Annotated in this window: 22 protein-coding genes; 3 read left to right on the top strand and 19 right to left on the bottom strand. The window is 60.4% G+C overall.

All coding sequences use genetic code 11. The annotated features are described in order from the left end of the window. Positions 1-6 precede the first annotated feature (6 nt). The 6 genes from ACO06O_RS10360 to ACO06O_RS10385 all read right to left on the bottom strand — a co-directional run bounded on the left by ACO06O_RS10360 (position 7) and on the right by ACO06O_RS10385 (position 6752). The gene (locus tag ACO06O_RS10360; RefSeq protein WP_421879160.1) at positions 7-879 is read right to left on the bottom strand and encodes an alpha/beta fold hydrolase; all 873 of its coding nucleotides are present in this window, start codon (positions 877-879) and stop codon (positions 7-9) included. A gap of 102 nt (positions 880-981) precedes the next feature. Next, positions 982-2055, bottom strand: coding sequence for an autotransporter outer membrane beta-barrel domain-containing protein (locus tag ACO06O_RS10365; RefSeq protein ID WP_421879163.1), 1074 nt, complete (start codon positions 2053-2055; stop codon positions 982-984). 526 nt (positions 2056-2581) lie between these two features. Then, positions 2582-2941 (bottom strand): hypothetical protein, encoded by a 360-nt coding sequence (locus ACO06O_RS10370; RefSeq protein WP_421879167.1) that lies wholly within the window; start codon positions 2939-2941, stop codon positions 2582-2584. Beyond that, the gene (locus ACO06O_RS10375; RefSeq protein WP_421879170.1) at positions 2941-4587 is read right to left on the bottom strand and encodes a sulfatase-like hydrolase/transferase; all 1647 of its coding nucleotides are present in this window, start codon (positions 4585-4587) and stop codon (positions 2941-2943) included. Before ACO06O_RS10375 ends, ACO06O_RS10370 begins: the two co-directional genes overlap by 1 nt. After that, positions 4550-5401: a VanZ family protein gene (locus tag ACO06O_RS10380; protein ID WP_421879173.1), complete on the bottom strand. Its 852-nt coding sequence runs from the start codon at positions 5399-5401 to the stop codon at positions 4550-4552. The genes ACO06O_RS10375 and ACO06O_RS10380 overlap by 38 nt, the downstream gene beginning before the upstream one ends. After that, positions 5394-6752 (bottom strand): hypothetical protein, encoded by a 1359-nt coding sequence (locus ACO06O_RS10385; RefSeq protein WP_421879176.1) that lies wholly within the window; start codon positions 6750-6752, stop codon positions 5394-5396. Before ACO06O_RS10385 ends, ACO06O_RS10380 begins: the two co-directional genes overlap by 8 nt. A 32-nt stretch (positions 6753-6784) precedes the next feature. On the opposite strand from ACO06O_RS10385, the gene ACO06O_RS10390 reads away from it, so the two are divergent. Further along, positions 6785-7690 carry an NAD-dependent epimerase/dehydratase family protein gene (locus ACO06O_RS10390; RefSeq protein WP_421879180.1) on the top strand — a complete coding sequence of 302 codons (906 nt, stop codon included), beginning with the start codon at positions 6785-6787 and terminating at the stop codon, positions 7688-7690. Between the two features lie 131 nt (positions 7691-7821). Continuing rightward, a complete protein-coding gene (locus ACO06O_RS10395; protein WP_421879183.1) occupies positions 7822-8748 on the top strand; it encodes an SH3 domain-containing protein in 927 nt (308 codons plus the stop codon). Positions 8749-8782: 34 nt separating this feature from the next. Here ACO06O_RS10395 and ACO06O_RS10400 read toward each other — a convergent pair whose 3' ends face one another. Genes ACO06O_RS10400 through ACO06O_RS10445 form a run of 10 tightly spaced genes read right to left on the bottom strand, consistent with a single transcriptional unit; the run spans position 8783 to position 16860 of the window. After that, positions 8783-9700: a transketolase family protein gene (locus ACO06O_RS10400; protein WP_421879185.1), complete on the bottom strand. Its 918-nt coding sequence runs from the start codon at positions 9698-9700 to the stop codon at positions 8783-8785. A gap of 28 nt (positions 9701-9728) precedes the next feature. Then, the gene (locus ACO06O_RS10405) at positions 9729-10121 is read right to left on the bottom strand and encodes a hypothetical protein (protein WP_421879426.1); all 393 of its coding nucleotides are present in this window, start codon (positions 10119-10121) and stop codon (positions 9729-9731) included. Beyond that, the gene (locus ACO06O_RS10410; RefSeq protein WP_421879188.1) at positions 10070-10570 is read right to left on the bottom strand and encodes a hypothetical protein; all 501 of its coding nucleotides are present in this window, start codon (positions 10568-10570) and stop codon (positions 10070-10072) included. The genes ACO06O_RS10405 and ACO06O_RS10410 overlap by 52 nt, the downstream gene beginning before the upstream one ends. 34 nt (positions 10571-10604) lie before the next feature. Further along, positions 10605-11273 (bottom strand): class I SAM-dependent methyltransferase, encoded by a 669-nt coding sequence (locus ACO06O_RS10415; RefSeq protein ID WP_421879191.1) that lies wholly within the window; start codon positions 11271-11273, stop codon positions 10605-10607. Positions 11274-11298: 25 nt separating this feature from the next. After that, the gene (locus tag ACO06O_RS10420; RefSeq protein ID WP_421879194.1) at positions 11299-11760 is read right to left on the bottom strand and encodes an LIC12192 family sporadic carbohydrate cluster protein; all 462 of its coding nucleotides are present in this window, start codon (positions 11758-11760) and stop codon (positions 11299-11301) included. Next, positions 11753-12565 carry a sporadic carbohydrate cluster 2OG-Fe(II) oxygenase gene (locus tag ACO06O_RS10425; RefSeq protein WP_421879197.1) on the bottom strand — a complete coding sequence of 271 codons (813 nt, stop codon included), beginning with the start codon at positions 12563-12565 and terminating at the stop codon, positions 11753-11755. The genes ACO06O_RS10420 and ACO06O_RS10425 overlap by 8 nt, the downstream gene beginning before the upstream one ends. A gap of 17 nt (positions 12566-12582) precedes the next feature. After that, positions 12583-13191 (bottom strand): SIS domain-containing protein, encoded by a 609-nt coding sequence (locus ACO06O_RS10430; RefSeq protein ID WP_421879200.1) that lies wholly within the window; start codon positions 13189-13191, stop codon positions 12583-12585. A 31-nt stretch (positions 13192-13222) separates the two neighbouring features. Beyond that, complete coding sequence (locus tag ACO06O_RS10435; RefSeq protein WP_421879203.1) at positions 13223-14761, bottom strand: PfkB family carbohydrate kinase; 1539 nt, start codon at positions 14759-14761, stop codon at positions 13223-13225. Positions 14762-14763: 2 nt separating this feature from the next. After that, positions 14764-15801 carry an NAD-dependent epimerase/dehydratase family protein gene (locus ACO06O_RS10440; RefSeq protein WP_421879207.1) on the bottom strand — a complete coding sequence of 346 codons (1038 nt, stop codon included), beginning with the start codon at positions 15799-15801 and terminating at the stop codon, positions 14764-14766. Positions 15802-15840: 39 nt separating this feature from the next. After that, positions 15841-16860: an NAD-dependent epimerase/dehydratase family protein gene (locus ACO06O_RS10445; protein WP_421879210.1), complete on the bottom strand. Its 1020-nt coding sequence runs from the start codon at positions 16858-16860 to the stop codon at positions 15841-15843. A 431-nt stretch (positions 16861-17291) separates the two neighbouring features. Here ACO06O_RS10445 and ACO06O_RS10450 point away from each other — a divergent pair, with 431 nt between their 5' ends. After that, entirely contained in the window at positions 17292-18659 is a 1368-nt protein-coding gene (locus ACO06O_RS10450) for a hypothetical protein (protein WP_421879213.1), read from the top strand. 8 nt (positions 18660-18667) lie between these two features. Here the strand turns inward: ACO06O_RS10450 and ACO06O_RS10455 are convergent, their stop codons facing one another. The 3 genes from ACO06O_RS10455 to ACO06O_RS10465 are packed head-to-tail and all read right to left on the bottom strand — an operon-like array spanning position 18668 to position 22590. Continuing rightward, positions 18668-19951, bottom strand: coding sequence for an SGNH/GDSL hydrolase family protein (locus tag ACO06O_RS10455; RefSeq protein WP_421879217.1), 1284 nt, complete (start codon positions 19949-19951; stop codon positions 18668-18670). Positions 19952-20000: 49 nt separating this feature from the next. Then, positions 20001-20948, bottom strand: coding sequence for a sulfotransferase domain-containing protein (locus tag ACO06O_RS10460; RefSeq protein ID WP_421879221.1), 948 nt, complete (start codon positions 20946-20948; stop codon positions 20001-20003). A 19-nt stretch (positions 20949-20967) separates the two neighbouring features. After that, complete coding sequence (locus ACO06O_RS10465) at positions 20968-22590, bottom strand: hypothetical protein (protein ID WP_421879224.1); 1623 nt, start codon at positions 22588-22590, stop codon at positions 20968-20970. Positions 22591-22599 lie beyond the last annotated feature (9 nt).

Here is a 22599-nt window from a genome sequence, read left to right on the forward strand (position 1 = left end):
GAGAGATTACTGCTTGGCGTAGCCGGATTCCCAGAACCTGTCCCAACAGCAATCGTGGTCGACATCCGGTGCATAGAACAGGGAGTTTTCCGCCTTTCCGCCGATCCGACTGACATAGCTTTGGGCAATCTCCAAAGGCACCCGCTCGTCGTCCTGACCGATATAGTGGGTTTGCGGAATGTTGGCCAAACTTGGGGTTTCGGCGGGGTTCAAGCTGCCGGACAGTGGCGTCAAACGGCGAACCGAGACCCAGGTGTCGAGATCCAGGACGGCCGCGAAGGTCGTCAAGCGCACATCCCCTTCGGTCGCGCCGGCCAACAAAGCCGCGACGGTTCCGCCGCCCGAATAGCCATAAAGATCGACCGAGCTTGCGCCGAACTGTCGCATCAAGGTCGACAGGGCCGTCTGATAGGCGGCCACGACGTCCGGCGCGAAACGGTGAAGGGTCCAATGGAGCACATTGCAGCGTTTCTGATCGCCGTCCCCGCGCAGATACTGACAGGGACGGGCCAGATAGACGACTGCGACATCCGGATGAGGATAACGCGCCGCGACGGCCGCAATCCGTAAACCGATCGGGTCTTTCGGCGTCGGGTCTGCCGAAGGCTGGGTGCGGCTGGCATAGGCGTAGCCGTCGCCTTCTATATAGAGTGCCAGCTTTCGGGCCGTTTGGTGATTCGACCGGAACCCGGTCAGTACGAAATCGCCGGTATCAATGCGGAATTCCGTCATGCCGGCGCGCGTTCCGACATCCCGTGCCAGATCCAGACCGTCGCCGAACAGGGGGCCGGCACAGCCTGCGATCAACAGCAGCGCCGCACATAGGATCGCCCGGCCGGTGGCGGGAAAGCTTTCACTCTTGAACCAAGTAACTTGCATCGCCCCCAGGTCCCCCCATGGACCATTCCCAACACGAACTTTAAACGCAAAAAGGAGGGGGCGGAAACCACCCCCTCCTTCTGACTTAGGGATTTACTCTGATCAGAACTGGTAGCGCAGGCGACCGCTGATCGTGTAGACGTCCAGATTCTCGCGACCGATCGTGCTGGCATTGCCTTCGATGTTACCCGACAGATTGCTGCCGAGACCGAAATTGGCACCAAGCGAAGCGTTCACACCGAACTTGTCGTCGCTGGAGAACTGACCGCCACCCAGGTTGACCGGGTCTTCCTTGGAGAAGTCATATTCGAACATGGCGCGGACATAGGGCTCAACCGCGTCGAACTGATAGCCAAGCGTCGCACCGGCGGCCGCACGACCCAGGTCGATGGTCGACGAATTGACCGCGGTACCGGCGGAGTCCGTGTAGGCGTCCTGTTCTTCGGACAGATACATCACCGAGACCTTCGGCGAGATGCGCAGGCGATCGCGGTAGATGTTGCCTTCCACGGCGGCCGACCCCATCAGACGCGTCGCATCAAAGGACCCGGTGGTTCCAGCGGTCGTCGACGACGTGTCGTATTCGATCGCGCCGTAGCTGACCAGCGCCGACAGCGACCAGGTCTTGTTCAGGTTCACACCGACATAGGGCGTCACGGTGATACCGTTGCCTTCGAAGGTGCCGTTGTTGAAGGTCGTATCGATATCGGTCAGCTCGTAACCGACCGCGACACCGACGACCGCGTTATCGGTGACCTTGTAGTCCACCCCGGCCGTGATGTTCTGGGCGTCGCCTTCGAACTCACCGCCCGGATCGCTGCCGTCGACCCAAGTATTGGCCATCTGAACCCAGACACCCATCTTCGGCGGCGCGTTACCGGCGGCTTCGCCTTCCCCGGCGAGAGCGCGCGTGTTGAACAACATGCGGCCTGCATCGCCTTGAATGATCGGACCGCCACCGCCACCGCCAAAGGACGGGCTTGGAAGCGAGATCGCGTTGCTGATCCCCGTGCTGATGATCGACACGGTCGTCGACGACACGGTCGGCGTCACCGAGGTGGTGACGAGGTTGTTCGCCTGGCCCTGATCGTCAGAGACCGAGCTTTGCGCCATCGCGTTCGACGCGGTCATTGCCATGACCGCGGCACCGATGACGACTCCGAAAATTTTCTTCATTGCTATCCCCAAGTCAGACTTTTGCGTTGAGCGACTTTCGACACCTGCCTTTCTGGCAGTCATCGAAACAAACGCTTCTACAATTGAGGAGGTATCAAATCCCCGAATCCAATTCAACACAAAACGCCCCTTTTTCGGCACATTCTCATTCACGGAACCGGATGTTAATGCGGATGTGTTGCCGATAGGTCACGCGCGCCCCGCGCGCACCTCGCACCAGGGTCGGGCGAGACATGTTTTATTCTTTTAAATACAACGCACTAGAGGCATAGGCCAAATAATTCCCCGGAGGCGATGAAAGCTGTACGTCCGCACCGCGATCGGGTCCATCTGCCAGGGCGAATTCCGCTCCTATTGCGAGACATACCATCCAAAACACCTCTACAGGCGGTCCGATTTCGCATTCTGATTCGGAGTAAAGATTCAAGAAATGTCAGTAGATTTAGGTTGAGCTAGTAAATCTTCTAGAAATGTCGGTTCCGCTCGCGGATTCTGCTTAGGATGATTTGAGGTCGCCGATTTCTATTCACTGGACGCTTTCCGCCGTGCTGCAATCATCCTCTGTCATAGGCCAGATACGGCCTTCCCCCCGTCCATGACGGTCGAAATGCTCCCGCGCGCCCAATAGGTTCAAGGGGCCTTCGCGGCCGAAATACGCGTCCTGTGCCACATCGGGATAACAGGACCAGTATGCCAGCGCGGATTCCTCTCGCAACGACACGGTATCCCCCGCCCCCGCGCTTTCCATCAGACGATTGGCGTATCGTGCTTCGGCATATCGGTCCGCGTCGAGGAACGGGCCGTTCCAAAGCGATACAATCGTCCCGCCCCACACCGCAATTAGCGGCAGAACAATCAGCCAGACGATGCGCGTTTTCTGGATCACTACTTCAATCTCACCGTCAGCCATTCGCTCACAGTGCCGCTTGCCGGGTCCCGCACCCGAAAACGGACCTGCCCATAGGGGACGACAAAGGATCGCCAATAGTCTTCGTCGACCTTTCCGAACGCGTAACCATTGCCTTGAACATCGATTTCGCCGGCCATCTGCAGCGCCCCCGTTCCGGCAGCATATTCCAGAACGTAGCGCGTATCGGCCGGACCTGACCACTCGATCCGGCTGCGATCGCGAATCTCGGAGTACGTCACTTCGCCGGACTGACGAGGCCAGATCCAACGGATGGTGCTATTCACTGCCACATTCTCTGCGCCGCCTCCAGTTGCGGTCGGTAGGGCAAGTGTCGCCGCAACGGATTTGAACTCGTCTTCCAGTGACACGTCACGGTCCGCGACCGCACGCCAGTCCACGCGGACGATCCGGCGCCCCGCCGCATCCTCCCGCGACAGTAGCAGGTAGGCGGATATTTCCGGATCCGGTTCGGCAAATCCCGCCGCCGAGGTGAATGCATAACGCGCCGCCGGGACAACGCTATCGGTCAGGTCCCTTGGCTGAAGACCCACCGGCACTTCCGGTGCCGCCCCAAAAGTCGTCATCTGCGCGCCCAGCAACGCCGCGAGGGATCCGCCCAGATCGACATGATCCGTCACCACCCCGCTCTCCGACCAGGCATGCAACGCAGCGCGATGACCGGAATCGGGCGTCCAGATCATCATCGGCACGTTCAGGACGGCATCGCTGAGGACGCCCTCGCGGGTTGTGGATGCATGGCCGACGCGTCCCGCTTCCGCCAGTTCCTCACCGTGGTCCGCGGTCACCACCAGAACGGTGTTACGGGCCAGCCCGGTCCGCCGGAACATATCGAAGAACCCTTCGAACCAGCGATCGAACGCCCTGATCTCCGACTGATAGAAGGCTTGGACCCATTGCCGGTCCCCAGCCGGAAACCGAAATTGATCGACCGGCACGACCGGTTGTGTCGCAACCGCAAGGCGCCGGGTGCGTTCCAGGTCGTCCTGGGGCGGCGGCAAGCCGAATGCGGTATCGAACTCAGGCGTATCCGGCTCCGGCTGTGTCCCATCCGGAAGGGTTGGACGATGCGGCAGATGCGTATCCAGATAATGGTACCAAAGTCCCTGTGGTTTCGTTGCCCGTGCCATGGCCGCCAAGGCCAGGGGCATTTCCCCACCCGGTTCCCGCACCAGGCCGAGCCCGCTATAGGAGTCGATCAATGCGAAGGGCTGGACGCTCGACATTGCCAGGTTGATGCCATCCCTACCCGTCAGCCCGTTCTCCGGCTGCACCGCCAAACCGTGCCCGCGCGACAAGATGCCTTGGCGTATCGGATGCACGCCGCTTAACAGGGCGACAACATTCGGGACGGTCCATGCCGACACGCTTCGATGGTTTCTGAAATAGACGCCGTTGCTTTCGTCCAGCAGCGCGAGCAGCCGCGGTGTCAGATCAGGGGAAACCGCGTCGGCCCGAAAGCTTTCGACGGTCAGGAGAATAAGGTTGTAGCGCGGACTGCCGCCGGCGTGATCGCTGGACGTCGCCAATAGCGCCACGGCCGTCAGACCGGCAACGGCGGCCAGGCTACCGGAAAGCCAGCGGAAGACTGTAGAGCGCGCCATGGATCGCCACCAATGCAAGAGCAGCCGTGCCAAGCAGAGCCGCCAATAAAGTCGCACGATTATCTGCCCCGGCCCGCCCCCACCGGAAAGCCGCAAACAACAGGGCCGCCGCGGCGGCCGCTGCCAAAGGCGCGAAGGCCTGTGGTGGCGGCGGGACGTTCAAGGCTGATGCACGCTGGGTCACGAAGGTAAGGAACCCAACAGCCGCAAGTCCCGGCGCGATGCAGCAAACCAGGAAATCGATGCAACGGGACAAACCTGCCGCCTTCCCTTCCGGCGGGCTGGCCAACAGCAGATAGCCACCGCCCGCTGCCGCGATATCGACGATCAGATCATCCAGGCCGAAGGTTCTGGCGGACAGGTAACCCTGGATCAGCTCGTCCGAAAAAGAGGCGAGCCCGATTGCCAGCAAGGCCGACGCAGCGTCCGTCCATCGATCGCGGGACAGGCGCAATGTGATCGCCAGGATCATTCCGAGAACCGCATATTGCGGTACATGGACGAACTTGGCAGGAAAATCCCAATTCACCGCGATTGCGGCGACCACCAACAGCCCCGCCCCGGCCGCATGTCGCCCCGAAAGATGCGCCCTTCCCGCCCGGCGCAGCAGGAGAGCAAGCCCGGTGAGCGTGATACAAGCGAACAGAACGGCCTGCCAGATTGGTCCTAGCCCGACCGACCGCAGGGTATCGAACAGGCCGAAGCCGGTGACCGCATAGACCGGCGGCAGCAACACAATCGCAGCCAGAGCCGCCGCGGCCCGAGGCCCATCAGCGCCGATCCGAAGCCGGCTTGCCGTATCGGTTTCAGTCATCCGTCAACCTGTAGACCCGGACGCCCGTTGGTTCGATCGTGTCGCGCCAGGCGCCATCGCTCAACCTTTCACGTCGATAGGGACCATAGGGCCAGTCCGACTCCAGCGCCATCGGGACCGATGCAAGTGCCCTGAAATCAACCTCCACATCCTGATCTGACAAATTGACCGCCAGCACATGGATCACCCCGTCCCTCTGTTTGACGGCGACCCGAACCGGATGGTCGAGACCCGCAGTTGGGGGCGCGGAGACGGCGATAAGACCGGTTCGGTTCGGCAGAAGCGGGATCGTATCCAACCGTGTCAGGTAATGATTGAAATCCGCAACGGCCTCCCACAGCGCCACCGCCCCGCGAAGGTCGTCTTCGGGGGCGATACGGTGCGCCTTCCCGTCGCCGTTATAGTCCGGCAGATCTTTTCCGTAATCGGCGATTGGCGATGGGGAAATGCCTAACACGCCGTCATCGCGGGTGACGAAACTGTCCTGCGCAAAGGTGACGATACCCGACGCGCCGTGGATCAATGCCGCCATCGCCATGGCCCGGTATTCATGCGCCGACGGAAGGATCCAGCCGCGGTCTTCCGACGCGAATGCCTGTATGACAAACCAGACCGGGCGGTCTTCCGGAACCAGGTCCCGGGCGATTGAGACGGAACGCGCGACATGACGCGCCGGATTGGTCGATTGGGTCAGTTTCTCGTTTACGGCATAATTGTCGTGGGCGGTCAGATCGCCTTCCGCGGCCCAATGGTCCCATTGGGGCCGGACCCGGCTCAAGGGCGGTCCAAGCAGCGCGAATACCGGGCGTAAGGGATCGAGCGTCTTAAGTTCCGCACGCCTTTCGCGGAACTCGCGGCGTAGCTCCGACTGCGCGTCGCGGGCGAAACGAAGCGTCGGTTCTTCGTCCAGATACCACGCGAGAACGCCGAATTCGTCCCCTCGCACCGCAATGGCGTCCGACGGGTAATGCGGAACCGTTGCCAATCCGGCCGTACGTGCTGCATTCAAAAACGCTTCCAGATCCTGTCCTTCCCAAGGATGGACGGCCGTGAACCCGGCATCGCGTGCCGATTCCAGTCCATAGTCCCGGCCATGAAAGCGGCCGGCCAAAGCATGGTACAGGACGCGTTGAACGCGGCTCGCCCCCGGTATCGGGGATTGAACCACCTGCCCCGTATCGGCGACATGCGGGACACCTTGCGAATGATGCGTCTGGACCGCCGGCGCCCGATAGACCTCCCCGATGCCGGAGCAGCCGCCAAGCCATCCGAGCGCCAATGCCAGGGCGCATTTCCGGAAGGGAAATCGGCGCACGTTAAAGGCTGGCGGCGCATATCTTCGGAATGCCATATTGGCCTGGGATTTCAGTGGAGAATGACGCGTTGAAGATAGTTGTCACCGCCGCGGTCAGTCAAATCGGCTATTGGGTTCTGCGGCGGGCCGGGGAAGCGGAGCATCAGGTCTTCGCAGGGTTCCACAGACGCAAGTTCGCGGCCCCGGTCGCCCAGGAAACGTGGACCGGGATCGACCTGCAGCATCCTGCGCCCGGTTTGACGGAAGGGCCCATGGCCGGCGCGGATGTGCTGATCCATTGCGGCCCGCCGCAATTCGCACCGAACGCCGCACGTTTGGCCGCTGCTTTGAAATGCCGATCGGTAATTGCGTTCGGATCGACATCGGCGGTCTACCACGACCTGCCGCGTCCTTTCGGCGATCCGGTCAGGGCGGCCATGCTGCGCCGACTGGAGCAAGAGTTCTCGCAGGCCTGCGCCAACCATCGGATCGCCGGGACGCTTTTTCGACCGACCATGGTCTATGGGGCGGGCATGGATGGAAACGTGGCCCGTCTGGCCCGCATGATCGCCCGCAGCCCGCTGCTGCCGCTGCCCCGCCAGGCGGACGGGTTGCGCCAACCGATTCACGCCGACGACATCGCCACCTTGGCACTGGAAGCGGCGTCCGATCCATCCTTTGGCGGGAACGGACAATGCCGGGCTTTCGACATTGCAGGCGGCGAACAACTGCCCTATCGCGCAATGGTCCACCGCATAGGCGAGGCAATCGGCCGCCCGCCCCGGCTGGTCACGGTTCCGGGCTTCGAGCAGGTGATGCACGCCGCATCGCTGATCCGGCCGTCGCTTTATCCCACTGTGAGCGCGCTGTACCGGATGCACCTGGATCAGGTCGCGGATAACGAACCGGCGGCCCGCGCTTTCGGGTTTTCGCCCCGCGCCTTCACCCCGTCGGCGGACGCACTCTTGGCACCGATACACGTCTTGGCAAGTTAGGGGCGTTCTACACCTGACGCGACGGTAGAATGATTGGCGCGGACGTGGGAGTCGGCCATACTTTCCGCCATCACCGCGGTGGGGAAGGCGGTGGCATACGGAATTGAACCATATGCTGGACAGGGGGAAGGGTGCGCAATTTTCCGTATTTTTTGATCGGCATGTTCGGGGCATCGCTGACCGGCATTCTGACCATTGTCGGCTTCATGTATATCTTTAGCGACGCCCCGGAGGAAACTCCGGAGAAAGTCCGTACGAGCGTCCAGATCCCCAACGCTTCCCAAAACGGCAGCCAACCGCAGGAGGCGGAAACCAGCGCGCCGGCGGCGGCGCAGCAGGCGGCGGCCCCGCCGCAAATCCGGCAGGTCGATTCCGTTCCGGCAGCGCTGCAGTATAAGATATCGGAGTGGAACGCCGTGTCCTTCTATTCCGGCTTCATCGACCGAATCGTCGTCGACGACGAGGACCGCACCGCACAACAGGTCATCGATCTTCGTCGCGACAGTGTCATCACATTGACCGGGTGGGCCGGGCACTCCGAATTCGGCATGCGCACGCCGACCGTCTTGTTCAGCGTCTGTGACACGATTGTCGGTGTCACGACCGTTCAGGACCCCCGGCCCGATGTGGCGGACAATGTCCATATGAACCTGACAACCGCCGGTTGGAAGGCCACTCTGGCGGCGGAGCACCTGCCGCAATGCGAAAATCCCGTGCTCGTCGCCTGGGCTCAGGCCCCGATCGGCTTCAACATCTTTCCGCTGCACGGGGGTCGCCTTTTAAACATGGTAGGCGGTGAGCCCCCTGCCTTCACCCTGACCAGCCGCTACCGTCCGCCGCGCCATGACGAACGCAGCCTGCCGACGATGAAGACGATCTCGGTCAAGGCAAATGCGCTGCGGATTCGGCGCTGCCCGACCACAGATTGCGCGGTGGTCGGCCAGTTCAGCGCCGGCCAGTACCACGGCTTCGTCATTGAACGTGCGGGGGATTGGAGCCTCGTCCAAATCGACCAACAGGTCGGTTGGGTCTCCGAAAACTACCTTTCGATCCAATAGCCCCGAACGAGGTCAGTCCCTCGCCAGGAGCCAATCAGGCGGCCGCCTGGGCGACGATCTTTTCCACGCTGATCCCATGTTCCGCCAGGATATCGTCGTGGCTGCCATAGCAGTGCACGAACTCGTCCTTCAGCGTATGGGTGTCGATTCGTGCTGTCGCGCCGATATCCCAGGCCAATTGCTTGATCTCGGACGCCAGACCGCCGCGCGGCACCATCTCCTCGATGACGATGACATGCTTATGCGCCTTGATCAGGGCCGCGGCACCTTCCTTGTCGAAGGGTTTCAGCGTGCTGGCGGCGACCAGGGAAACCGAACGGCCGGAATCGCGCAGTCGCTGGGCAACCTGGGACGCGTGGCGCATGGTGACGCCATAGGAAAGGATCAGCACATCATCACCGGTCTGGATGCGGCGCAGCTTGCCGAAACGCCACGGATCGACCGCCCCTTCCGTCAGAACCGGCTCCCCGGCCTTGCCGAGACGCAGATAGACCGGCCCCTGGCTCTCCGTCGCGCAATATTCCGTGGCGGCCACGGTTTCCAGCGGATCGCTGGGCGCGATGACCGTCATATTGGGGATGGAGGCGGCGATGGCGACGTCTTCCTGGGCATAATGCGTGCCGCCCAGGGTCGAATAGATCACACCGCCGCCGATGCCGACCACCGTGACCGGCAGGTTCTGATAGCACAGGTCGTCGCGGACCATCTCAAACGGCCGGTACAGGCTGAAGGTCGCGATCGTATAGGCGAAGGGCCGCATGCCCTTCAGCGCCAGACCGGCACAGATACCGATCATGGCCTGTTCGGCGACACCGGTATTGATGAAGCGTTCGGGAAACTCTTCCCGGAACTTGCCCATGCTGCCCGCCGGCGAGATATCGGCGACGACGACATGGATGCGGGGGTCTTCGACGCCCTTGGCGTACAGCGTTTCCGCGAAATGATTGCGCATCTTCGTAGCTCCTCGACGACCAGCCTGATTAACCTGAAATTTCCGTCAGCTCGTCGAGCGCGGTCTTGTACTCGTCCGGATTGGGCGACCGGTAATGCCAGATCGGCACCCCTTCCATATAGGAAACGCCCTTGCCCTTGGTCGTCTTGCAGACCAGCGCGAAAGGCCCCTTCCCTTCGCGCGAGGTGACCGCCTGGAATATCGCGGCGGCATCGTGGCCGTTCACCGTCTCGCATTCCCATTGGAAGGCGCGGAACTTGTCGTCCAGGGGATAGAAGCTGGGATGCGTCAGATGCGTCTGCCCCAGGCTCTGGAAGTTGTTGTTGTCGACCAGCATGACCAGATTGGTCAGCCCCAGGGAGGAGGCCATCATGATCGCTTCCCAGGTCGACCCTTCCTGAATCTCACCGTCGGACAGGATCGCATAGACGGTCGCGCCGGACTCTTGTTGCGCTCTGCGATCGCCATGCCGACCGCCATGGCAAGACCGTGACCCAGGCTGCCGGTCGAGGCTTCGATCCCCGGTACGCCATAATCCGGATGCGCGCCCAATTCGCCATGGGCCGTGCAGTACCGGTCCAATTCGCCATTCGCCAGGACACCGAGATATTCCAGGATCGCGTATTGCGCCATGCAGCCATGGCCCTTGGACATCAGGAAGACGTCGTCGCTCGATCCGTCGTCCTTACGCCGCATCAGGCCGTTATAGACGGTGTCCGCGATTTCCATGCACGAGAAGGCCGGCGCGATGTGCAACGCGGTGACGGTCTGCGATACGTCCAGAATGCGCCGGCGGAACCCCATGCAGCGCTTGCGGGACGCCGCGGCGTCAAAATCGTTGAGAAGCAGTGGTCGCGCGGTCGCGGTCATTGGGAATGTCCCCCGGATAGACGATGAAAAGCGATTATTCGAAAACGATGAACCCGTAATCCCCGGTATACCCGTTGGTCTCATAGATCCAACGCCATTCCTCCGGCGAATAGAAGCTCTCGCAGGTCAGTTGCCAGTACAGCAGATTCACCTTCTCGCGTTCATTGCGATAGGATTCCAGCATGATGTATTGCTTGTCGCCCTTGCCGACACGCGCGATTTCCTGAACCGATTTGAACAGGTCCATGATCTTCAGATTGTGCAGCGTGGTGAAGGAGATCACGAAGTCGAAGTGATCGTCCGGCCAGGGAAGTTCGCGGGCGTGCCCCTGAATCAGATTGTCACGCACTTCTGGCTTCGCATCGTCGATACCGTATTGCGAGATATCGATCCCATGCACTTCCACGCCTGGGACGGCTTGCGTGAATTCATAGAGCAGATAGCCCTTGCCACAGCCGACATCGAGAATGCGGTCGCCCGGCTTGATGCCGTAATGTTTCGCGATCTTCTCCGCGATCGGATACCAGCGCCCGTCATAGCGATAGCCGCCATAGCCGTATTGCCGTTCGCCGTCCCAGTAATCCCGGCCGAACTGTTTGGCCACCGCCGCACATTCGGCCTTGTCGAACTCCACGACGCGCTGAACGTAATCGCGTTTGGTGCTGTTATGCAGCGCGGAAACGAAATCGATTTCTTGAAGCATTCTTCCCCCTAGAACCTGCCCGAATTCAGGCCGCGCGTATGCCGTGCGCCAACCGTCCGACAATGTCGTCGGTATCGCGCTGCGCCAGTATCTGGCACAATTGCAGGACCCGTTCCACCCGGTCGACATCGTCTGCCGTCCCGATCCGGTAATTCTCGACCGCCGCGAACAGGACGCTGCCGCGTTCCAGGACCCGGCGGTAGATGTCCCGGCGATGCTCTTCGGTGGGCGGCAGCATGAAAAGTGAATATAGGATGACGCCCTGCCGCTCGGACATCGCGGATATCTCGGCATCCAGCATCAGATAGCAGTTGTCGGACGCATATTCGGTCGTGCTGAGTTTGAACTGCAGTCCCTGGCGCGATGCGAAATCGCGGTTCACCAGGTTCTGAATATGCTGCGGGATCCGGTCTCCGGCGATCGGGCGGCTGAAGATATAGCCGCGCGCCGCTTCCAGAGGATCGTTCTTCAGCCTGTCCTCAGGCATCACGGAATCCTCCGGGGAGCTGATAGGCGATCCCGATCGCGCTGGCCGGCCGCAGGGTGATCGGTTCGAAAAACTCGCCTAGCCGCTTGTCGGCATAGGGCGTGAACACGCCCTTGTAGCGGCAATTCATGCTCCACCGAGTTTCCGGCTCCGCATTCACGACATTGCCGTGCAGCAGGTTCTGATTGAAGACCATAACCTGCCCGTAAGCGATTTCGATCCAGACCAGATCGTCGCGGATATCCTCCATCAGGGCATCGGCATCGGGGTAATTCTTCAGGGAATCCTGAACTTCCTGATTGCGCTTCGGCGGCAGGATATACATCGCCTTGGTCCCATAGCAGTCGACCATGGGCGTCCATTGTACCACCTCGTAAGGCGAATCGCCGGACAGGACGTCGGCGTGGACAGGCAGGATCGAGCTGTCGTCATCCGGCATCTGGATCGACAGGTTTACCCGGCGCTGCATCGCGATTTCATTACCGACCAACATGCCCAGCACGGTGCGCGCCTGACTGAAATAGTCGCGGCGGAAGCCTTCCTGCTGGTTCATTCGGTTGAATACAGTCAGGCGCAGGTCATTCAGTGTCTGGCCGGTCACGCGCGAATGAATGTCGTTCAGGAACGCACCCGGATCCGCGGGCGCGTCCAACCCAAGATGATCGGCCGCGATCCCCGCAACCAGGGTTTGGATCCGATCCAGACCGGGGCGGTCTTCCGCGTCGCGGATGACATAGCCTTTGTCGAAAAATTCGGAAGTCAGCCGCCGTTCTTCGTCAGTCAGAAACTCGGTATTCAGTTCCATCGGTCCGATACGCCTTTTCAGATGCCCTTCAAGGTGCCGGGCCCGTTCCAGCCCAGGAGCATATCTATGGCGGCCGAGAGCAGCATCATATGACTTAGCTCAACCGGACCGTATTCTTCGCTGGCGATATAGAAGTTCACGTCGCCCAGCCCGCGCAGCGGATTGTCGGGCTTGAAACCGCTCAAGGTGACGATCTTCATCCCCTTTTCCCGTGCGCTGTTACAGGCGTTCAGGATGTTGGCCGAACGGCCGGAACTGGAAATCGCGATCAAAAGGTCGCCCGTGCGGCCATGCAGGCCGATCTGATGGGCATAGACCTGATCATAGCCCAGATCGTTGGACAGGCAGGTCAGCATGCCCGCATCGTTATGCGCGACGGCGGCAATCCCACCGCGTTTTGAGAAATCGACCGACATATGGCTGGCGATGGCCGCGCTGCCGCCATTCCCGACGATCCGCAACACCCCACCGTCGGTCTTCAATTCCGTCAGCAGGCGGCAGGCCGTCGCAAGCCCGTTATCGATCGATGCCGCCGTCCCGTCCCGATCGGTCGAAACCCCATCCCGCACCAAGGCAGACACTGTCTCGGCATAAGTTGCAATCGGGGTCAGGACTGTCTCGGTCACTCTGTCTCTCCCATGCCGGAACGGTTCGCCGCTATTTCAGAAGGCTGACAATCGATTTCAGCGTCGCCGTCTTCTCGACATTCTGGCGATGCCCGATATAGCTGGCCTTCAAGCCGCCAATAATATTCCCGACGAAACCGACATCGCGCAATTGGCCGCCTGCGCGGGTCAATGCGGAGGCGACCACGAAGAAAGCATCGCCCGCCCCCATCGTATCGATGGCCGATGTGTTGAAGGCCGGAACATGGACAATGCCATTCTTGCGGCACCAGGCCATGCAGCCTTGCTTGCCCAGCGTGATGAAGATCTTCTCCGCATCGATGCTGGCCGGCAGGTCCTTGGTCAGAATGTCGTTCAGATCGCCATGCTTGCTGTGCACCGCCAGACGGCTTTCCGGTTCGTCGATACACACGAAATCGGCGCGGCGGTACTTGGTAACCGGATTGAAGCCTCGGTTGGCCGCGTTCGACTGGGTGTTGATCGCCAGGAACTTGGCCTTCTCCTCCAAGAGTGAGATCAACCCGTTGGTCAGCATGCCGTGTCCGAAGTCACAGACGATGACCAGGTCATAATCATCGATGCAATCGTTCAACTGCGCTTCGATGGCTGCCTGCCGCTGAGAACTGATTGGGCGGTCGTCCATGTAATAGATTTCGAACAGTTTCTGCATGCGGACCGGGTCGACATAGCGCCGCTTGCGGATCGTCGGCCGGCTGGAATGGGTATGCAGCAACAGGTTCACATTACCGCTGACATGCTTGCGTACGAAATCTTCGTAGCCGTCCTGACCGATACAGGTGATCACATCGACCTGTTCGCAGAAGCCGGCCAAATGGTTGGCCGCCGCCAGCACCCCGCCGGCGAACAGTTCTTTCGACTGATACAGCACGGCCAGGACGTTCTCCTTGGCCGATTTCTGCATCGGATTGACGTATTGGTATTCGTCCAGAATGGTCTCGCCGATCAGCAGGACCTTGTAGTCCTTCACCTTGTTGACCAGTGCGATCAGCTTCTCCGGCGACACTTCCTCCCGCATTTCCTCAAGGAAGGCCGTCACTTCGGAATCATGGGCCGAGAAGTGACGGTTGATCAGTTCCGACGAGCTGAAGGTCAGTTCATCGGTAAAGACCAGGTTCCCGCCATGGCGTTCCACCATCTCGCGTTCGGCCTGGATCTTGCCGGTAATGTCGTCGTCGGCATTCGCGTAATCCGACCCTTTGACGTAATAGGTCGGCTTGATCGCGTCCAACAGGGTCTCGGCGGAGGAATCGGGATTGATGCCCGACCAGTCGACACAGGTCAGCGACGACAGCATCTCGGCCCGCAGGTCTTCGGGGAAGACCGGTCGGCCAGGCCCCTTGTTCACGAACTTGTCCGCGGTGACCGTACAGATCAGCACGTCGCCGAACTTCCGTGCCGCCTCCAGGTGGCGAACATGCCCCAGATGCAGAAGGTCGAAGACGCCATGCGCCAGAACAACCGACTGTCCTGCCTGACGGGCCTTCGCGGAAATGGCACTCAATTCATCGATGGTAAGGACGCGCGAACGCGCATAGGCGGACTTTGTCATAGTCACTTCGATTCAGTCGTTGCTCGACCGACATTGTCGCTCGACTTATCCAAATGGGCGAACCAGCTCGCGGTCGCGCTGGCAATGCTGTCCGGGGTCCAGAGCGGCGCCTCGCGCCAATCCTCGATCCGTTCGACCACACGGCCGACACCTTCTTCGAAAGAGATCTTCGGCGACCAACCCAGCACGGACTTCGCCTTGTCGATATCGGCCCAGGTGCAGTCCGGTTCGCCAGGCCGTTTCGGCAACGTCACGCGCTCCCCGCCCAGCAATTCCACCAGCTTGTTGACCGTTTGCGGATTGCCGGCACCGATATTGAAGACTTCACCCGAAACATCCGTCCGGGCGGCTGCATAGAACCCGGCGGCGACGTCGGTGACATAAATGAAATCGCGCGACTGCGTGCCGTCGCCAACGACCGTCAACGGCTTGTCGGCCAGCTTCTGCTTCAAGAACACGCCAAATACGGCACCATAGGCGCCGGTCGTCCTGGACCGCGTGCCGTAGGCGTTAAAGATGCGTACCGAATTGACTGGCAGACCATAGACCTGATGCCAATGCAGGGCCGCCTGCTCCCCCAGATTTTTCGACAGCGCATAGGGGTATTGCGGCGAAATCGGGTTGGTTTCCCGGGTCGGCGTGTCCGCCAAGCCATAACAGGAAGACGATGCCGCATAGACGAATTTCTTCGCCCCCGCGTGACGCGCGGCCTCAAGGATACGAACGGTTCCCTGAACGTTGACCCGCATGTAGTCGGTCGGCGCTTCGATCGAAGGGACGATGTCGCCGATGCCGGCAAAATGGAAGACATAGGTCGCGCCGTCGAATAGCGGGTCGTCCTTCTCGACGTCGCAGATATCGCGCCATTCGCAGACCAGACCGGGATCGTCCTTGCGATGCGCCAGATTGCTTTCCCGACCGCCGGTCAGATTATCAATGACGCGGACCGTGAAGCCTTCGTCCCGCAACAGGTCGACCATGTGACTGCCGATAAAACCGGCGCCCCCCGTCACTACCGCAATCTTGTCTGAAGCCGTCACCACATCCCCCTGTCTTGTCCGGCCAAACAGAAACCCGCCTTATGACGCCTTCTTCATCTTCATCGTCGTGACGTTCACATAGTTCGGGTCGGTCAGGCTGTTCGGGATCTTTCCGGCCTTGAAGGCCTCGACCAGATCGCGAACCGCATCCTCGACCGTGAAGATCGGCTCAAATCCGATCTTCTCCTTGATCCGGTCGGAATTCACCCGATAGGATCGGGTGTCGTTGCTGGGCGTGAAGTCGATCTCGATTCCGCCCAGTTCCGGCATTTCCTCTTCGACGACCTTCTTGACGATCTGGGCGATCTCTTTGACCTGCAGATTGCGGAACCCGACATTGAACGTCTCGCCCTGGATCTTGTCGGACGGCAGGGCCAGCAGCAGCTGATAGGCCCGGACCATGTCCTTGATATGCAGGTTCGGACGGTACTGTTCGCCGCCGAAGACCGTGATCTTGCCCTTGTTGACCGCATGGTTGGTTAGGATGTTCACCGTCAGGTCCAGGCGCAGCCGCGGGCCATAGCCGCAGACCGTCGACGGCCGGATCGTGACGCAGGTGAAATCGTCCGACTGATGCTTGAACAGCAGCGGCTCGCACATGCCCTTGAACTTGTTGTAATCCGTCAGCGGAACCAGCGGGTGATCTTCACGCACATCCGGCGCGTCGGAAACGCCGTAGACCGAGCTGGTCGAGGCATAGATGAAACGCTTCACGCCCGCCTGCTTCGCCGCGACGACCATCGGCTCGAAACAGTCGTAGTTGATCGACTTGGACAGGGCGCTGTCCAATTCGAAGCTGGGATCGTTGGAAATGCAGGCCAGATGAATGACCGCGTCATGGCCTTCGACCGCCGCCGCGAAGGTCGGCGTATCGCGCAGATCGCCTTCCACAAGGGTCAGGTTCGGATTGTCTTTCGGCAGGTGATCGGTGCCGAAATACATGATGTCGAACACCGTCACTTCATAGCCGTCGTCCAGCAAGGTCGGGATCAGCAGGCTTCCGACATAGCCGGCGCCACCTGTCACCAAAACGCGCTTGAACTGATTGCTGTCAGCCATATCCGATATCCTCCGCAAGGTGCGCCGATCCGCCGATGACGCCATAAGATCTCTTGGTACCAACCGACATTCGCCAAGTCACAACCGCCGCCAAGCAGTCTACCCGCCCGGCATGTCCCGTAGGGACGCCGTCCGACGGATTCGCAATCCGGAATATCGCCTTCCCCGCCCTCTTTAATACATACCGGACCGTGTGCAGCAAGGCGTAGTTCACATAAATTGCATCGGAACCGGAGCTTGGGATGCGAATGCCGCATTTGTTGATGTTTCGACGGGTTTTCGGCACCTGACGGATCGGATAAGACTGACAGGGAGGAACCGCTTTCACCGCCCGTTTCGCGCATAGGACTCGAATCTGTGAATTACGTAGATACCGCTTCGCGCCCGATCGCTGCGACGTACCTCGCCTCAGCATTCGATGGAACGGTGCGATGCGGCCGGCGCTGATCTCCGCGGCGCTGGTCGTCGTTTCGTTACTCGCAGGTTTGGCGGCGACCGAAGCCTATCTGCGCGCCACCGGCACCCGTCCGTTGGCCGAAATCTATCCGCAGGGGATCTGTCCGACCATTTGGTGCGGTGGCGGCTTTCGCGAATACGCCGAAGAAACCGGCTGGTACACGGCCGAGGGTGTTTGGCCGAAAGAGTCCGAACAACGGCCGATGACCATTTTGTCCCAGGGTCGGCGTGCGATCGAAGGAAAGATCGGGCGGGCGTCAGGCGCGCCGGGAATCGTCATTCTGGGCGGGTCGATTTCTCAAGGAATCGGTGTTCGCGATTCCGAACACTACGGCGCGGTCCTGCAACAGGTTCTACCGAATGCGGATGTCACGGTCCTGGCGACCGAAGGTTACGGCACCAGTCAGGTGCTGGGTACCCTGGATCGGATGGCGCGTCTTAACCCGGCAGCACAAGAAAAAGTCGTGGTCTACGGGTTCATCGGCCACCACCTGGAACGCAATGTCGGTACTTTTGGCTGGAACAAGCCGCTTTCGGATCTGCTCGGCATGATCGTCGATCTGCCGCATGCGGAATTGGACAACGGCAATCTGATCCAGGTCCCGCTCCGCACAAACGCCTTCTTCTCGACCGGCCTGATGGGAGAATTGGCGATTTCCGCAGTGCTAAAGGACTGGTGGATGCGCCGTACCATGACGCCGCGCGCCGACGATTCCGAGGAAGTCACCCAGAGACTGCTCTTGCGCCTGGACGAAGCGGTGCGCCGGCGCGGATCGAAACTGGTCGTGGCCATGCTCGACGATTATCTGTTCGATCCGCAACTTGGCATGGTCCGCACCCCGGCCTTGGCGGAGCGTATGATGGCCTATATGCGCGACAATGGGATCGACTTCGTCGATATGCGCCTTGATTGGCGACGTGCCCAATTGGGACTGATCTTGCACAATGGCGGCCATCCCAACGAAAGAACCCATCTGATCTGGGGACATGAACTGGGCGGCGCCCTGGTCGAGCGTCACTTGGGGGGACTTCCCGCCGCGGGGCTGACGGTCCGGAACGCAAATTTTGGGGCGGCCTGTGCGGACTTCACGCCGCCCAACGATTTACCGAACCTTTATCATTGGGGGAACGCGACCGGCTATGTCGCCCGGCAATGCGCTGGACGTGACCGATGCGATCTATTCGTCGACGTCGGCCCCGGGGCTCTCTCGGACCCGGTAAACTCCTGCGCCAAGGATATTCAGGTCGAATATTTCTGCGGCCCGGTGGGAACCGCGCGACGACTGAAGTCCAACGGCGACTCCTTCCGGAAGACCTACGAACTGTCCTGCCCTCCCGGATAGCGGACCGGTCAGAATCCGTCGGCCTCCAGCACCTGTTCGGCCAGTCCCCTGGCAACGATGTCCATGCCGCTGTCCTTCAGATGCACCGCGTCGATGAAATGCGCCTTGCGGCCGTCGGCATCGGCCGGGAACCAGGGGCCTGTATTGATGTAATAGGCGGCCTTGCCCTTTACCCGCAGATCTTCAACCAACTCCGCCAACGCGGTGGCGAGAAGAACCTTTTGATAATAGACGACCGGTTGGGTCTGGAACGCCTCCTGGCCGCAGCGCAGCCCGTCCGGCAATGCCTTGATGCCGATATCGACCTGCTCCATGTGATCCCGCTGGACAATGGCCGGATTCTCGACCCCGGGAGCGGTCCAAGGGAACTCCAGATCGGAAGGATTGGGGAATGGCTGAAAGGCGAACAGGGTCTTCGTGCCGTCGAAAAGATCGGCGACCGCCCTCTGGCTCTTGATGTAGAAAGCCGTATGCGAGAAGGACTCCCGCGCCTCCAGCGGTTCAATCGCGACCCGCTGTAGGAAGGCATCCGATTTCGCTTCATCGATTTGCAGTGTGTTCGGGACGACCTTCTTACCGGTGAGTTCCCGATAGGCCGCACTATGCCGGATCAACTCGTTTTCAAACCAGCCGCGATAAAAGGGCGGCTGCAGCTGGGTTCCGAGATAGCCGTCCACATAGGCGCGCATCACGGCGGTATACATTGGATTCCCGACGCCCTGAGAGGATGCGCAGACCACGGTGGCATCGTTGGCGCCATCCAGAACGACCACCCAATCCGGATCGAACTGCCGGCCCCAGAGGTCCAGTCCGATGAACTGCTGATAGGCGATCCAGCTTCCCATGGCCATATTGACGACGGTATAGGTTACCTCGTCCTGAGCCTCGTTCAGATAGGCCTCCAACCGTGACGCGACGGTCTTGTCGTCACCGGACGCCCCTACCCCCCAGGCGGTGGAACCGCCGGTGAACAGCACGACGCGTTCGTCGGGCGACTTCTCATACGTTTCAGTCGTGGAAAACTCACGAGCATCCCGAAAGCCGAGCGCATTGGTCGTGACGTTCGCGGCGATGTTCTCTCCGGTATAACGGTCGACCCAGCTGGTATAGACGGTCGGCAGCGAATGGAACATCACATAGGGGTGGAATCGCTGCCAGATCATGTTGCCGCCGGGATCCAAATTGGCCGGCGATGCTGTGGCCCGGAAATAGGCCTCAATCCCCGCGACCAACGCGACAAGTACCACCACGTTGATTGTCGCGACCCGCAACAAGAACCAAATCCGCTTCATGCCATCCCCCGGTCTTTCGACGCCCCAGGTCGTTCGACGCTCCCCGGCGTCAGGCAAGGTCGTGAATGCGCGCCAGCTGGTCGTCGTTCAGAATCGATCGCCAGCTTTCGCGCTCGCCCTTTCGATAGTTTTTCTGCCCCTGGACCGGTTTCTGCTTCAGCAGCGAGAAATCGAACCGATCCGCCGGGATGTCGTAGAATTCCAGAAGCGTGTTCATGAATTCCCGCGGCGTGTCGGTCATATCTTCATAATGGGTGAACAGTATATCCAGATCCGAATGCCGCGCGGCGATGTCCTTCCAACCGTTCACCCACTGGGCGCGCTGACCGACGACCCTTTCCAGGTTCTCATCCAGAAATGCTGCAAAGGTATCGGTTTCGCGCATTTCCTCGACGGAGGCGAACTGGCCCTGCGCCATCAAAACGTGACTGCACCAGGAGATATAGCTCTGACGCAAATCGCGGTCATGCAGGACCAATCGCGTCACACCGGATCTCTTCAGAACATCGACATTTTCTTCGGTCGGATTCGCATGCTCGTTACAGACCGCCCCGCCTCCGGCGATGCGATGCATCCAGGACGGCAGCAGATAACCATCGAGATATCCGGGTGCGCAGACATAACACCAGGGCATGTCCAAGCCATCTTCGAACAACGAACGGAGGTAAAGGCTACCGCATTGCCCAAGGGTGATCAGCAGGACGGTTGGAATGCCACGGTCCTGGGCCAAGGACCGGCGCCGAAAGAAGTCGGGCGCCATATAGATCGGCAGATCGGGCGTTTCAGCGACCGCCCGGTCAAAAATCTGCACCATCAACGCTTCGGCCCCCGTCGCCTGACAGGCACGGGCGAAGGGCATCAGCAGATCCACGTCCGACGGAGCGCGGGACAGGGCGGCATAGAGCAGGTCCTGTGCGGCCTTGGGCTCGCCCATTTCAAGCAAACGCTCCGCGGTCCGGGCGGCGCGAGCTTCCAGTGTGATCGTTGCGTCAGCCATGATGCGGTATCCAACAGCCTTAGAAACAGGTCAAGGTGACATTATGGGGCGGCAGACCCGCTTCCGGTGGCAGGCTGACCTGACGACGGTCATCCTCGGCACAGCTCCACTCGGCGTCGAAAGCCTTGCCGCATCCGCCGGCCGGGTCACCCAGTACGGTGACATCCACCGTAAAGGTGCACGACATCTTGCCTTGGCACGCGTCAATAACGGCCTCAGACACATTCCCATCCGGGACGCCGCAATTCCTGCCATAGGTCGCCGACACATCGAAGATATAGCCTTCTTCCGCGCTGGACCGTACGGCCTGACGATGCATGTCCCTATAGCGCTGCGCCGCGTCAAACGGGCGATCTGTATCCTTTTCCAGGATATGTTCTGCGAACAGTTCCGCCGTCACCCGCTGCCCGAGATCCGTCATATGCGCATTGTCGATAAAATGCGGCTTCCGCAAATGAGGTTCCAGCGGCATCGCGTATTCGGCGTTCAGGTAAGACACGCTTCGGCGATCCGATTCCGCGTCCCACTCCGCCGCGGCCCCTTCGAGCGCGATGGCGGACCGCCCCATGAAATAGCCCAACGTTTGAGAGGCAACCCGGGTATCGCAGTTTACCGATCGGTTATCCGCCATATAGGTGTCGAGAGCATCCTTCAGCCGTGCTCGCGCGGACTGGACGGCGCTTTCATCCGCAGTGACGGAGAAAGCGTCGCGATAGGCGTTCCCCAAGGCGTTGCCATACATCAGCGGCTGAGAACTGAACAGAATATTGGCCTGATGAAACAGGTTCGCCACATTCCGCTGACTGGCGATATAGAATCGCACCTGGTCGTCGAGGCCACCGACCGTGTTGCCTGACAGCTTGATGTCGAAACGCTGATCCGGATCGTCCCGGTCGAAGTAAACCCGTCCCATTTCTCGGTTGTGGGCGTCCGGATCGATTCCGCTGACCATGCGGGCCAGCGCGCTGTTCTCCAAAAGAAACCGGACTACAGCACTTTGATTTTCTATGCCGTCGCCACCGCCGGCCAGATAGAGCATCTTCGGCCAGCCCAGCGGATTGCCAGGGCCGCTGCCATGGCTGCACGGCACGGCACCATCATTGTGGCCGTCCATCACGACGACCCAATCCGGATTGAACCTGACACCGAACAGCGACAACCCGACAAACTGCTGATACGCGATCCAACTGCCCATCCCCAGATTGACAACGCGATAGGTATAGCGGTCCTGGGACTGGTTCAGAATGCGCTGCAATTGTCCGGCGATCGTGTTCTCGTTTGCGGTCGCGCCAACGCCATGAACCACGGACCCTCCGGTGATCAGGATCGTGCGGACATTCGGGCCGTCATCGACGATGCCGCCATCCTCGGGCCAAAGGGAAAAGTCGCCCTCTTCCGCGAAGCCGTAGTTGTTGAATGACAGGGTCGACGGGATTGTCGTATCCGACAAGGTATCGACCCAAACCGGGTCCTTCTGCCGGTGGAAGGAAAACATCATGTAAGGCTGAAGATTCAGTTCCAGGACGGTGCGTCCGCCCGACTTAGCGGACCAATCCATGATGCGACTGGCGACTTCCAGCCCCCCTGCGAACAAGATCAGTAAGAGCAAGTTGATCGTGACGATTTTTAGACCGTTCTTCATGTGCGGAAC

Origin of the sequence: Pacificispira sp. (assembly GCF_965228185.1) — a bacterium.
GTDB lineage: Bacteria > Pseudomonadota > Alphaproteobacteria > UBA8366 > Aestuariispiraceae > Pacificispira.

Excerpts from the sequence above, each read along its gene's own strand:
- ACO06O_RS10360 (WP_421879160.1), bottom strand. The coding sequence starts at position 879 with ATGCAAGTTACTTGGTTCAAGAGTGAAAGCTTTCCCGCCACCGGCCGG.
- ACO06O_RS10365 (WP_421879163.1), bottom strand. The coding sequence starts at position 2,055 with ATGAAGAAAATTTTCGGAGTCGTCATCGGTGCCGCGGTCATGGCAATG.
- ACO06O_RS10375 (WP_421879170.1), bottom strand. The coding sequence starts at position 4,587 with ATGGCGCGCTCTACAGTCTTCCGCTGGCTTTCCGGTAGCCTGGCCGCC.
- ACO06O_RS10380 (WP_421879173.1), bottom strand. The coding sequence starts at position 5,401 with ATGACTGAAACCGATACGGCAAGCCGGCTTCGGATCGGCGCTGATGGG.
- ACO06O_RS10385 (WP_421879176.1), bottom strand. The coding sequence starts at position 6,752 with ATGGCATTCCGAAGATATGCGCCGCCAGCCTTTAACGTGCGCCGATTT.
- ACO06O_RS10400 (WP_421879185.1), bottom strand. The coding sequence starts at position 9,700 with ATGCGCAATCATTTCGCGGAAACGCTGTACGCCAAGGGCGTCGAAGAC.
- ACO06O_RS10410 (WP_421879188.1), bottom strand. The coding sequence starts at position 10,570 with ATGACCGCGACCGCGCGACCACTGCTTCTCAACGATTTTGACGCCGCG.
- ACO06O_RS10415 (WP_421879191.1), bottom strand. The coding sequence starts at position 11,273 with ATGCTTCAAGAAATCGATTTCGTTTCCGCGCTGCATAACAGCACCAAA.
- ACO06O_RS10420 (WP_421879194.1), bottom strand. The coding sequence starts at position 11,760 with ATGCCTGAGGACAGGCTGAAGAACGATCCTCTGGAAGCGGCGCGCGGC.
- ACO06O_RS10425 (WP_421879197.1), bottom strand. The coding sequence starts at position 12,565 with ATGGAACTGAATACCGAGTTTCTGACTGACGAAGAACGGCGGCTGACT.
- ACO06O_RS10435 (WP_421879203.1), bottom strand. The coding sequence starts at position 14,761 with ATGACAAAGTCCGCCTATGCGCGTTCGCGCGTCCTTACCATCGATGAA.
- ACO06O_RS10445 (WP_421879210.1), bottom strand. The coding sequence starts at position 16,860 with ATGGCTGACAGCAATCAGTTCAAGCGCGTTTTGGTGACAGGTGGCGCC.
- ACO06O_RS10450 (WP_421879213.1), top strand. The coding sequence starts at position 17,292 with ATGCGGCCGGCGCTGATCTCCGCGGCGCTGGTCGTCGTTTCGTTACTC.
- ACO06O_RS10455 (WP_421879217.1), bottom strand. The coding sequence starts at position 19,951 with ATGAAGCGGATTTGGTTCTTGTTGCGGGTCGCGACAATCAACGTGGTG.
- ACO06O_RS10460 (WP_421879221.1), bottom strand. The coding sequence starts at position 20,948 with ATGGCTGACGCAACGATCACACTGGAAGCTCGCGCCGCCCGGACCGCG.
- ACO06O_RS10465 (WP_421879224.1), bottom strand. The coding sequence starts at position 22,590 with ATGAAGAACGGTCTAAAAATCGTCACGATCAACTTGCTCTTACTGATC.